General features: G+C 55.1%; 12 protein-coding genes. 4 read left to right on the plus strand and 8 right to left on the minus strand.

Annotation, left to right across the window (positions count from 1 at the left end; translation table 11 throughout):
* Nucleotides 1-144: 144 nt before the first annotated feature.
* The 4 genes from dapB to grpE form a co-directional block, all read right to left on the minus strand.
* Complete coding sequence (gene dapB / locus IBX51_RS08305) at nt 145-948, minus strand: 4-hydroxy-tetrahydrodipicolinate reductase (protein WP_291830666.1); 804 nt, start codon at nt 946-948, stop codon at nt 145-147.
* An 11-nt stretch (nt 949-959) separates the two neighbouring features.
* On the minus strand, nt 960-2,090 hold the full coding sequence (gene dnaJ / locus IBX51_RS08310; RefSeq protein ID WP_291830667.1) for a molecular chaperone DnaJ: 1,131 nt from the start codon (nt 2,088-2,090) through the stop codon (nt 960-962).
* Nucleotides 2,091-2,166: 76 nt separating this feature from the next.
* Nucleotides 2,167-4,092: a molecular chaperone DnaK gene (dnaK, locus tag IBX51_RS08315; RefSeq protein ID WP_291830668.1), complete on the minus strand. Its 1,926-nt coding sequence runs from the start codon at nt 4,090-4,092 to the stop codon at nt 2,167-2,169.
* Between the two features lie 92 nt (nt 4,093-4,184).
* The gene (gene grpE / locus IBX51_RS08320; protein ID WP_291830669.1) at nt 4,185-4,778 is read right to left on the minus strand and encodes a nucleotide exchange factor GrpE; all 594 of its coding nucleotides are present in this window, start codon (nt 4,776-4,778) and stop codon (nt 4,185-4,187) included.
* Nucleotides 4,779-5,043: 265 nt separating this feature from the next.
* Here grpE and recN point away from each other — a divergent pair, with 265 nt between their 5' ends.
* Entirely contained in the window at nt 5,044-6,723 is a 1,680-nt protein-coding gene (recN, locus tag IBX51_RS08325) for a DNA repair protein RecN (protein WP_291830670.1), read from the plus strand.
* A 59-nt stretch (nt 6,724-6,782) separates the two neighbouring features.
* On the opposite strand, the gene fur is transcribed toward recN, so the two are convergent.
* Nucleotides 6,783-7,202: a ferric iron uptake transcriptional regulator gene (gene fur, locus IBX51_RS08330; protein ID WP_291830671.1), complete on the minus strand. Its 420-nt coding sequence runs from the start codon at nt 7,200-7,202 to the stop codon at nt 6,783-6,785.
* A gap of 123 nt (nt 7,203-7,325) precedes the next feature.
* Between fur and IBX51_RS08335 the strand changes: the two genes are divergently transcribed.
* Nucleotides 7,326-7,658: an outer membrane protein assembly factor BamE gene (locus tag IBX51_RS08335; RefSeq protein WP_291830672.1), complete on the plus strand. Its 333-nt coding sequence runs from the start codon at nt 7,326-7,328 to the stop codon at nt 7,656-7,658.
* An 8-nt stretch (nt 7,659-7,666) separates the two neighbouring features.
* Here the strand turns inward: IBX51_RS08335 and IBX51_RS08340 are convergent, their stop codons facing one another.
* The 3 genes from IBX51_RS08340 to IBX51_RS08350 are packed head-to-tail and all read right to left on the minus strand — an operon-like array spanning nt 7,667 to nt 10,045.
* Complete coding sequence (locus tag IBX51_RS08340; RefSeq protein WP_291830673.1) at nt 7,667-7,945, minus strand: RnfH family protein; 279 nt, start codon at nt 7,943-7,945, stop codon at nt 7,667-7,669.
* Nucleotides 7,945-8,391 (minus strand): type II toxin-antitoxin system RatA family toxin, encoded by a 447-nt coding sequence (locus IBX51_RS08345; protein ID WP_291830675.1) that lies wholly within the window; start codon nt 8,389-8,391, stop codon nt 7,945-7,947. Before IBX51_RS08345 ends, IBX51_RS08340 begins: the two co-directional genes overlap by 1 nt.
* 58 nt (nt 8,392-8,449) lie before the next feature.
* Nucleotides 8,450-10,045: a sodium-dependent transporter gene (locus IBX51_RS08350; protein WP_291830676.1), complete on the minus strand. Its 1,596-nt coding sequence runs from the start codon at nt 10,043-10,045 to the stop codon at nt 8,450-8,452.
* Nucleotides 10,046-10,218: 173 nt separating this feature from the next.
* Between IBX51_RS08350 and smpB the strand changes: the two genes are divergently transcribed.
* Together smpB and IBX51_RS08360 are read left to right on the plus strand one after the other, a co-directional pair.
* Nucleotides 10,219-10,698, plus strand: a complete 480-nt coding sequence (gene smpB, locus IBX51_RS08355) for an SsrA-binding protein SmpB (RefSeq protein WP_291830677.1) — start codon at nt 10,219-10,221, stop codon at nt 10,696-10,698.
* Nucleotides 10,699-10,834: 136 nt separating this feature from the next.
* A partial coding sequence (locus IBX51_RS08360; protein WP_291830679.1) for a wax ester/triacylglycerol synthase domain-containing protein occupies nt 10,835-11,147 on the plus strand: 313 nt, incomplete at its 3' end.

Here is an 11,147-nt window from a genome sequence, read left to right on the forward strand (position 1 = left end):
AGGAACGCAAGCGCATATTCAGGTTGCAAAAAAGCGAGACAGAGTCTTAACCCGGTCCCGCTTCCTTATAAACTTTTCAATGGTACGCTTGGTGCAGTGAAATCGCTTTATTGTAAGAAATCTGACGATTTTTGTCCACGACCATTAACTCTTAAGACCTAAAACGTCCTGCATGTCGTACAGACCCGCCGCTTTACCTTCAAGCCACAAGGCTGCGCGCATGGCGCCTTTGGCAAAGGTCATGCGACTACTGGCCTTGTGGGTGATTTCAATGCGCTCACCTTCGGTGGCAAATAACACGGTATGATCGCCCACCACATCGCCCGCGCGAATGGTTTCAAAACCAATCTCTGTTCGGGTGCGCTCGCCAGTAAAACCTTCACGTCCGTATACGGCGCACTCTTTGAGATCTCGGCCAAGCGCATCCGCCACCACCTCGCCCATTCGCAGGGCGGTACCAGAAGGCGCATCTTTCTTGTGGCGGTGATGGGCTTCGATGATTTCCACATCGTAGTCGTCACCCAGAGTCGCGGCCGCGGTCTTCAACAGATTCAGCATCACGTTGACACCCACGCTCATGTTCGGAGCGAAAACCACCGGAATGGATTCTGCCGCCAGAGCCAGCTGTTCTTTTTCAGCGTCCGTCAGGCCGGTGGTACCAATCACCAACATTTTGCCATTGGCCTTGCAGAACCTGGCGTTCTCCAGGGTTAAGTCCGGAAACGTAAAGTCGACCAGTACATCGAAATCATCTTTTACATCAGCCAGGCTTCCGGCCATTTTGACCCGGGTTTTGCCAACACCTGTCATGTCGCCCGCGTCGGCCCCGATCAGACTGCTGTCCGGCTCGACAATCGCCGCACCCAACTCCAGGCCTTCGGTGCCGTCTACCGCTTCAATCAATACCTTACCCATGCGCCCGGCGGCGCCGATGATTGCTACCCGCATCTGTCCTGTCCTCAGAATTTCATTTCGTCGAAGAAGCTTTTTACACCTTCAAACCACGAAGTTTTTTTCGGAGCGTGATGGGTACCGTTGGTGCCGTCCAGGGTTTTCTGGAACTCATCCAGCAGCTCTTTCTGGCGCTTGGTCAGGTTAACCGGCGTCTCAACCGTGACCCTGCACAGTAAATCACCGGCGGGGCCACCACGAACCGGGCTAACGCCTTTATTCCGCAAACGGAAGAGCTTGCCAGTCTGGGTCTCAGCCGGAATTTTCAGCTTTACCCGACCATCCAGGGTGGGCACTTCCAGCTCTCCACCCAAGGCGGCATCAACGATGCTGATGGGCACTTCGCAATAAAGGTTACGGCCGTCACGGGTAAAAATGGAGTGCTCGCGCACCGCCATCTGTACGTACAGGTCGCCCGGTGGGCCCCCGTCCACACCCATCTCACCTTCACCGGACAGGCGAATGCGATCGCCGGTGTCCACGCCCGGAGGCACTTTCACAGACAGTGTTTTTTCCTGCCTCACCCGACCCTGACCGTGACACACCTTACAGGGATTCTTGATGATCTGACCAGAACCCCGACAGGTAGGGCAAGCCTGCTGCACAGTAAAGAAGCCTTGCTGCATTCGCACCTGCCCCATACCCTGACAGGTTCCGCAGGTTTCCGGCCGAGAGCCTTTTTCAGCGCCACTACCGTCACAGGCGTCACATTCTTTGTGCCCGGGAATGTTGATCTTGACGGTCTTGCCTTTGACCGCTTCTTCCAGATCCAACTCCAGCGTGTAACGAAGATCGGCGCCACGAGTGTTGCGACCACGACCGCCACCACCCCCGAAAATATCACCAAACACATCGCCGAAAATATCGGAAAAGCTGCCACCGCCGCCTCCACCGAAGCCACCGCCGGCCTGACCATCCACCCCGGCATGACCGAACTGATCGTAGGCGGCACGCTTGCTGGAATCCGCCAGGATTTCATAGGCTTCGCTGGCGTCTTTGAACTTGTTCTCGGCGTCTACATCGTCCGGGTTACGGTCCGGATGATATTTCATCGCAAGCTTTCGGTATGCCCGCTTAATGTCCTTCTCGTCCGCATCCCGGGAAACCCCGAGTATTTCGTAATAATCGCGCTTGGCCATGCTTTAAAACCCTGTTGTATAACGAGGAAAACGCGAGCTTTGCTCGCGTTTTCCAACTGCCTGATATACTTCGAATTTACTTCTTTTCGTCTTCTTTGACTTCTTCGAACTCGGCGTCAACAGCGTCGTCAGCTTTCTGAGCCTGAGCCTCTTCCTGCCCGCCTGCCTGCTGCTCTTGCCCAGCCTGGTCCGCGTACATCTTCTGAGCCAACTCGGACGACACTTCCGTCAGCTTCTGCGTCTTGCTTTCGATCGCTTCTTTATCGGAACCAGTCAGTGCTTCTTCAAGATCCTTGATAGCCGCTTCGATGGACTCTTTCTCGCTGTCCGTGACCTTGTCAGCGGCATCGGTCAGAGTCTTGCGCACGGCGTGAACCATGGCATCGCCCTGGTTGCGCGCCTGCACCAACTCCTCGAACTTGCGATCTTCGTCGGCGTTGGCTTCGGCATCACGCACCATCTTTTCAATCTCGTCGTCATTCAGACCTGACGACGCCTTGATCACAATGGACTGTTCTTTACCGGTCGCCTTATCTTTTGCAGACACGTTCAGGATACCGTTGGCATCGATATCAAAAGTCACCTCAATCTGGGGCACACCGCGCGGAGCCGGCGGAATGTCGGCCAGGTCGAAACGACCGAGCGACTTGTTCTGTGCCGCCTGCTTGCGCTCACCCTGAACCACGTGGATGGTAACGGCCGTCTGGCTGTCATCCGCAGTGGAGAAGGTTTGCGACTTCTTGGTCGGGATGGTGGTGTTCTTGTCGATCAGCGGTGTCGCAACTCCACCCATGGTTTCGATACCCAGGGTCAGCGGCGTGACGTCCAGCAGCAGTACGTCTTTCACATCACCAGACAGAACAGCCGCCTGAATAGCCGCACCCATGGCGACAGCTTCATCCGGATTAACATCCTTGCGGGCTTCTTTGCCGAAGAACTCTTTTACTTTTTCCTGCACCAGCGGCATACGGGTCTGACCACCAACAAGGATAACCTCGTCGATTTCAGACGCTTTCATGCCGGCGTCCTGCAGCGCCACTTTACAGGGCTCGAGGCTGCGCTGAACCAGGTCTTCTACCAGGGATTCCAGCTTGGCACGGGTCAGCTTGACGTTCATGTGCTTCGGGCCAGACGCATCAGCTGTCACGTACGGCAAGTTGACGTCGGTCTGCTGACTGCTGGACAGCTCGATCTTGGCTTTTTCACCAGCCTCTTTCAGGCGCTGCATGGCCAGGGAGTCACCGCGCAGATCGATACCACTGTCTTTCTTGAACTGGTCCGCCAGGTATTCGATGATTTTCAGGTCGAAGTCTTCACCGCCCAGGAAGGTGTCACCATTGGTGGCCAAAACTTCAAACTGATGTTCACCGTCAACATCAGCGATCTCAATGATGGACAGATCGAAGGTACCACCGCCGAGGTCATAAACCGCGATGGTGCGATCACCGGTTTTCTTGTCCATGCCGTACGCCAGTGCAGCAGCCGTCGGCTCGTTGATGATGCGCTTTACTTCCAGACCGGCAATCTTGCCCGCATCTTTGGTGGCCTGACGCTGACTGTCATTGAAATAAGCCGGAACCGTGATAACTGCCTCGGTTACTTTCTCACCCAGGTAGTCTTCGGCTGTCTTCTTCATCTTTTTGAGAATTTCAGCAGACACCTGTGGCGGCGCGATTTTCTCATTCTTAACCTCTACCCAGGCATCACCGTTGTCTGCCTTGGCAATCTTGTAAGGCACCATCTTGATGTCTTTCTGGACCACGTCATCTTCAAAACGACGACCGATCAAACGCTTGATGGCGTACAGAGTGTTGTGCGGGTTAGTAACCGCCTGACGCTTCGCTGACTGACCAACCAACGTCTCACCATCTTCCGTGTAGGCAACAATGGACGGGGTGGTGCGATCACCCTCGGCGTTTTCAATAACCTTAACCTTGTCACCATCCATGATGGCTACACAGGAATTGGTGGTTCCCAAGTCGATACCAATAATTTTGCTCATCGAATCACTCCAAATCTTTCTGAATGCTGCCCCGGACCTGAATACTCCGGATTTTGCTGGTTAATCGCTATATTGGCGCTTTAAACGTTATTTCAAGCCTGCTCGTCGATTTTTGGTGCGTTTTCTGCCTTTGCAACAACCACCATGGCAGGACGAACCACGCGACCGTTGAGCAGATAACCTTTCTGCACGACCGCCACTACACTGTTTGGCTCAGCGTCTGGTGCAGGCACCATAGACATGGCTTCATGCTGATTGGGATCAAACGGTTCACCAACCGGGTTCACCTGCTCGACGTTGAATTTCTTGATGCTGTTCATGAAGAGGTTGAGCGTCATCTCCACGCCCTCACGAATGGACGCTACCAATTCACCGGCGTTTTCCTGGCCCTCGGTACTCTCGACAGCTTTCTCAAGACTGTCCGCGACCGGAAGCAACTCCTTCACGAACTTTTCCACCGCAAACTTGTGAGCCTTCTCGACATCAATCTCGGCACGGCGGCGAACGTTCTGCATCTCAGCCTGGGCGCGCAAGGCCTGGTCCTGATATTCCTGCAACTTGGCGCTCAGTGCTTCGAGCTCTGAGCTTTCGCCCGACGGCTCTGCACCGTTTGCCTGTTCTGCAGCAGCCTCTGCCGGCTCGTTATGTTCATCTACCTGTTCGTTGCGCTTATCGTCAGCACTCATGACAACTCCTGATGGATTTTCCCTGGGCCCGAAGGCCTGCGGCTAAAAGAGCCCCGCCCTCTGAAGGACAGGAAAATACGGCTTTGCGAACGAATATGGGGCCCGCTTGCCAGGTTTCAACCATCCGCACCGCTTTCTTTGCATATTTAAGCGCTGGACGATTTGCAAACAGGGAAAAGGCTGTATATATTCACAGCAACTGTATGAAACCACAGTATCAGGAAATCAATCAGAGACGTTCCAGCTCTGACCGGAGGTGATCGGCATGCTTTTACAACTCACGGTATCTAATTACGCCATTGCTGAGCGGATTGATCTGCACTTCAGCAAAGGCATGACAGCCCTCACCGGAGAAACCGGCGCCGGCAAATCCATCGTTCTGGATGCACTCGGCCTGACCATGGGCGGGCGCGCCGATGCCGGAGCCGTTCGCCACGGTGCCAAGCGTGCCGACATTTCCGCCAGCTTTGATATTGCCCGTCTTCCGGAAGCGCGCCAGTGGCTGGAAGATCACGAGCTGGATGACAAAGACGATTGCATCCTGCGCCGAACCATCAGCAAAGATGGCCGATCGAAAGCCTTTATCAATGGCCAGCCCTGCCCGCTGTCCCAGCTCAAAGAGCTGGGCAGCCAATTGATGGACATTCACAGCCAGCACCAACATCAATCGCTCCTGCAGAAAGACACTCACAGAAAATTACTGGATGAGTTTTCCGGAGCGGAAAGCCTTTCAGAGCACACCAGAAACGCATGGAAGACCTGGAACCAGACGCGGCAAAAGCTGGATCTACGGCGTCAGAATGCCGATGAAGCCGAAGCAAAACTCCAGCTGTTGCGCTACCAGGTAGAAGAGCTCGACAAGCTTGCACTGCACGCGGACGAACAAGGGGCACTGGAGCAGGAACAAGCACAACTCAGTCAGGCCGACGCCGTGTTGCACAGCAGTCACCACGCAGCACTGCTGTGCACCGAAGACGACACCAACGCCGCCGGTCTGCTTCGCCAAGCTCTACAGCAACTGGAGCAGTTGCCGGTAGATGTGCCGGCGCTGGCAGACACCATCCAGATGCTGACCGAGGCGCAAATCCAGATTACCGAAGCCGGCGACAATCTGCGCCATTTTATCGAAGATTACGAAGCAGACCCGGCCCGGCTGGCAGAAGTGGAGGAGCGCCTGAGTGCCATTTATCAGATGGCCCGAAAGCACCGCATCACACCGGAAGAACTCCCCGAACTGCATCAGCGCCTGAGCCAGGAACTGGCAGAACTCGATGGCGGTGAAGGCAGCCTGGAGCAACTGCAAGCCGAGCTGGACAGCCAGCGTGAACAGTTCAATCAGCTGGCGCAACAGCTGACGGAGAAGCGCGAGCAAGCGGCGACACAGCTGGACCAGCGGATTGCCCAAGAGCTCATTCAGCTAGGCATGCCCGCTGTTCAGTTTGTAACCCGTCTGGGCCGCAACAATAACGATGAACCAGCGCCCCACGGCATGGAAGACATCGAGTTTTTGGTGAGCGCCAACCCTGGCCAACCAGCCCGTCCGTTGGCCAAGGTCGCTTCCGGGGGCGAACTGTCCCGAATCAGTCTGGCCATTCAGGTTGTCGTCGCCCAAACCTCCACCACACCCACCTTGGTATTCGACGAGGTTGATGTGGGCATTGGCGGTGGCACTGCAGAAGTCGTCGGCCGCCTGCTGCGCTCATTGGGCAGCGACGGCCAGGTACTGTGCGTTACTCACTTGCCTCAGGTAGCGGCGCAGTGTCATCAACACTTGTTTGTCAGCAAATTCACCGAACAGGACGCAACTTACTCACGTATTGAGCCGCTGGATGATCAGGGAAGAATCAGCGAGGTGGCGAGAATGCTGGGAGGCCTGGACATGACTGAACATACTATTGCCCACGCCCGAGAGATGTTTGTAAAGGGCCAGGCGACCCATCACTGAACCCCCTCTCGCTTCAGAGAGTTCATGGGGCCGGCATTTGCTGGCCCCCTTTTTTTGGCTTATTTTTTATCGGACTTCAAAGGCTTCACGTACAGAATCAGGCTGTGGTCAACAATTTCATAACCGTGCTCTTTGGCGATTTTCTGCTGACGCTCCTCAATAATGTCATCAACAAACTCGACCACCTCACCCGTTTGCATACAAACCATATGGTCATGGTGATCGTCGCCAGCCATTTCGAACACCGCATGACCACCTTCAAAATTATGGCGAAGCACCAGGCCGGCAGCCTCAAACTGAGTCAGCACACGATAAACCGTCGCCAGGCCCACGTCATCGCCCTGGTCCAGAAGTTTCTTGTAGACGTCTTCAGCACTCAGGTGATGCTCTTTGGCGTTTTCCAGAATATTGAAGATCTTGACCCGTGGCAGGGTCACCTTAAGACCGACCTTTCGTAATTCGGCGTTTTCAGATGGCATGTTACTATTCACTCGTTGGTGTGCCTTACGGCTTACGGTATGATGAAGCCGCCGTTCAACGGATTACCCGTTTCACACCTGCTTGTATGCAGGCGATTTCAAGATAGAGGATTTCCCCCGGCGATGCAAAAGCTCACAGCTATCGTTCTTATTAGCATTTTAGCCCTGGCCGGTTGCGCGTTCCCCGGCGTTTATAAAATCAATGTCCAGCAGGGTAATATCGTCACCGAGAAAGAACTCAACAGTTTGTCCGAAGGCATGCCAAGGAGTCAGGTACGCGCGGTGATGGGCTCGCCACTTATGCTTAATCCGGTAGACACTTCGCGCGAATATTATGTCTACACGTTCCAGCGTCGGGGTGGCGACATCAAGGAACAACGCATCATCGTTTATTATGAAGGTGACGAGTTCAGCCATTATGAGGCCCAACTGCTCGACGAAACACCCGCCTACTGAGCGTCGAGTTAGCCTTTCTTTTTGGCCCGGTTCAACCGGGCCTGCTTCGGGTCTATTTTCAACGGCCGATACAGTTCTACACGATCGCCTTCTCGAAGTTCGTGAGCAGCCGGATTTTTGACAACCTTTCCGAACACGCCCATGTCGATCGTGGCCAGGTCGATTTCGGGAAACACGTCGACGATGCCAGATAACGTTGCTGCCTCAAGCGCGGTAGCTCCTTCAGGCACCTGAACAGGCACGATCTTTTGTTTGTCCGGACGCGCATAAGCTATCTCTACCTGCATTACACCAACCCTCCCGAGTAGATTTCATCCGCTCGCCGACAAAACGCATCAACCATCGTCGTGGCCGCCTGATTGAATACTGGCCCGAAAGTCATTTTGGACAAGGAACCGGAGAATTCGAACTCAAGCGTGAGAATGACCTTGCAGGCATTATCGTCGAGTGCGCGGAAATGCCAGCGCCCCCGCAGGTTTTTCAGAGGGCCGTCTACCAGGCTCATTTCGATGGCTTCTGGCATCAGCAACTGATTACGAGTCGTCAGCCGGTGCCTCACGCCGCCTTTGGCAATCTCCAGGGACGCCATGATTTCTGCATCCGTTCGTGCATGCACTTCGGCCCCGGCACACCAAGGTAAGAACTCGGGGTAGCGGGCAATATCGTTGACCAGATGGAACATACGTTCAGCCGAATGCATGACCAACGCGGTTTTATCAATCTGATAAGCCATGAAAACCGGGATCCCTGCGCTTTGCAATATTGGAGGCGGACCGGCCCAAAAGAGCCGGCTACACGCTATGATAAAGGATATCGTCGTCGTTTGGGGCGTTTTCAAGGGGTAAGGCCCTTGGGCTGTCGTCCCGGGGCTCTTGCCCCGAGTTCTTTACACCATTTTGTGGCGCTGACTCCGCGCCTTGTGGTTCGGTTACTGGTAGCGCCGGAACCAGTTCTTCGGTCACACTCTCCGGGGTACACCAGATGGCAGCACTGCTGTTATCACACAGATTCGACAGCGAGAATACCGTGTATTGCAGCCCTATCCAGGCAACAACAACCGGCAAGACGAAGCGCATCACCCAATACCAGATTTTCCGCATCACAACCGGAGTACTGCCCAGGATGCTGGCGGCATAGCGACGGGTAAGGCACCAGCCGGCAAAAGTGGCAATCAGTATCGCAACCAGGGGAATCAGTACGCCGCCCGTGATCAGCTCCAGCCACCGGAAAATGGTAGCACCGGCAAACTGATAATCCGCCCATAGATTGAACGACAACAGCGAGGCCAACCCGGCCATCCAGACTGACGCGCCAGCAATCACCGCCGACCAGCCTCTTGGCGCACCGGTCCACTCACGAAACCAGCCAACTATGGGTTCCAACAGCGAAATGGCGGTCGCCCAAACAATCATCACCACCAGCAGAAACACTGCGGCAATCACAAGCTGACTGTATGGCACGTGCGCCAGCGTCACCGGCAAGGACACAAACAGCAACGCAAAGCCGTGCTCACCGTCCAGACTGGCGCTGCCCAAGGCCACCGAGAACATCATCAGACCGGCCAAAATCGCAATCAGGGTATCCATCAACACGACCGCGAGCATGGAACGTTTAAGCCGAGTGTGGGACGTGCTGTAAGCGCCGAAAATCGCCCACACACCCATACCCAGGCCCAGGGTGTAGAACGCGTGGAAGAATGCCGCCTGAAGGCTGTCAAAACCGACATCATGGGGCCTGAACGCCAGCAAGTGTTCAATGCCAGCATCGAGCCGACCATGACTCACCGCTAAAGCAAACAACGCCAACATGAGCAAAAACGTACAAGGCACAAGCATGCGCAGTGATCGCTCAAGCCCTCGCACCACACCTTGGGCAGACACCCAAATCACCAGAATAAGGAAAAAGGCGTGCCAGGCCATAAACTCCCGGTATCGCCCGGGATTTGAGACAAAATTTGAAAGAAACCGGGTTGCCGATTCCTGCGTGGCGGCACCAAAACGATCGGTCGCCCCGAAAAACACATAGGCCAGCACAATCCCGCCAAACACCGCGGTAAAGGACAACACAACGAACGCCGCAACAATGCTGAGCGGCCCGGCCAGTCGCCACAGCGGTGAGCAGCCGGCACTCTTTACCAAACCGTCCATGGCCAGAACAATGCCATGGCGTGAATGGCGGCCAAGCACCGCTTCTGTGACCATCAACGGCAACGTCACCAGCAATAGGCAGGCCAGATAGAGCAAAATGAACAGCCCGCCTCCGTGCACACTCGCCAGGTACGGAAACTGCCACAAGTTGGCCAAGCCCACTGTTGCACCCAGAGCGGCCCAGAAGAAGGTCGATTTTCGAGTAAACGACCCGATCGATGTATGATATTTACCCAGCATTCCGATCCCTGACAATCAATGGCGCCCCATTGTAACGGAACACCCCCTGCGTGAACGACCAGTACCATCGGTGAAATCGTGACCCGCCCGGCAGTCCTGAGCTACAATGCGCGTTTTGCCGGCCCAAGACCACCGCACCGGCATACACATTCTTCCGATCCCGGACAGGATTCATGAGCAAGAAGAAAGCAAGCGCACCCAGCAGCACCATCGCCCTCAACAAAAAGGCGAAACACGAATACCATATTGAAGACCGGTTTGAGGCAGGTCTGGCACTGCTTGGCTGGGAGGTTAAATCCCTGCGCGCCGGCAAGGGCCAGCTCGTCGATGCCTACGTACTTCTCAAAGATGGCGAAGCCTGGCTGCTTGGTGCTCACATTATGCCCCTGAATGCAGCCTCTACCCACGTTATTGCCGATCCGACCCGGACCCGCAAATTGCTGCTGCATGCAAAAGAAATCGCCAGAATTGTCGGCCAGGTCAGTCAGGATGGCTACACCTGCATTCCGCTTGCGCTTTACTGGAAACAAAACAAAGTGAAGTGTGAGATTGCGCTGGTTAAAGGCAAGAAGCTCTTCGACAAACGTGCGACCGAGAAAGAGCGCGACTGGAACCGCCAGAAGCAGAGAATCATGCGCGACGCCAACAACTGAGCCTGGCACGCTCTGTCGCCTTTCCCCCTCTTCTCGACCCGCCAAAACCCTCCTATACTCAAAAGCTAACCCCCGTTCCGACCCCGAGGTTACTACCGGACGCGCCAATAGTTGGCTCATGGCAAAGGGAGGGCTTATGTCACCTAAACAGACCGCGATGACATCAGTCGATCGCGCCTGGCTACGCATGGATACCGCTGAGAATCCAATGATGATATCCGGCGTGTTAATGCTCGAGCACCCGATATCTATCAAACGGCTGAAGCGCACGCTGGAAGAGCGCTTTCTGAAGTATCATCGGTTTCGCCAGCGAGTCGTAGACAATGGCGATCGAGCCTACTGGCAAGACGACCCGATGTTTGATCTGGACAACCACCTGCACTGCATCGCCCTGCCCGGCAAAGCGGGAAAAAAAGAACTGCAGGCGCTGGCCAGCGACCTCAACAGCA

This window comes from Marinobacter sp. (assembly GCF_014859525.1).
Lineage (GTDB): Bacteria > Pseudomonadota > Gammaproteobacteria > Pseudomonadales > Oleiphilaceae > Marinobacter.

Coding starts and splice junctions, on each gene's coding strand:
- fur (WP_291830671.1), bottom strand. CDS start 7,202: ATGCCATCTGAAAACGCCGAATTACGAAAGGTCGGTCTTAAGGTGACC.
- grpE (WP_291830669.1), bottom strand. CDS start 4,778: ATGAGTGCTGACGATAAGCGCAACGAACAGGTAGATGAACATAACGAG.
- dapB (WP_291830666.1), bottom strand. CDS start 948: ATGCGGGTAGCAATCATCGGCGCCGCCGGGCGCATGGGTAAGGTATTG.
- IBX51_RS08335 (WP_291830672.1), top strand. CDS start 7,326: ATGCAAAAGCTCACAGCTATCGTTCTTATTAGCATTTTAGCCCTGGCC.
- smpB (WP_291830677.1), top strand. CDS start 10,219: ATGAGCAAGAAGAAAGCAAGCGCACCCAGCAGCACCATCGCCCTCAAC.
- IBX51_RS08340 (WP_291830673.1), bottom strand. CDS start 7,945: ATGCAGGTAGAGATAGCTTATGCGCGTCCGGACAAACAAAAGATCGTG.
- dnaJ (WP_291830667.1), bottom strand. CDS start 2,090: ATGGCCAAGCGCGATTATTACGAAATACTCGGGGTTTCCCGGGATGCG.
- IBX51_RS08345 (WP_291830675.1), bottom strand. CDS start 8,391: ATGGCTTATCAGATTGATAAAACCGCGTTGGTCATGCATTCGGCTGAA.
- recN (WP_291830670.1), top strand. CDS start 5,044: ATGCTTTTACAACTCACGGTATCTAATTACGCCATTGCTGAGCGGATT.
- dnaK (WP_291830668.1), bottom strand. CDS start 4,092: ATGAGCAAAATTATTGGTATCGACTTGGGAACCACCAATTCCTGTGTA.
- IBX51_RS08350 (WP_291830676.1), bottom strand. CDS start 10,045: ATGCTGGGTAAATATCATACATCGATCGGGTCGTTTACTCGAAAATCG.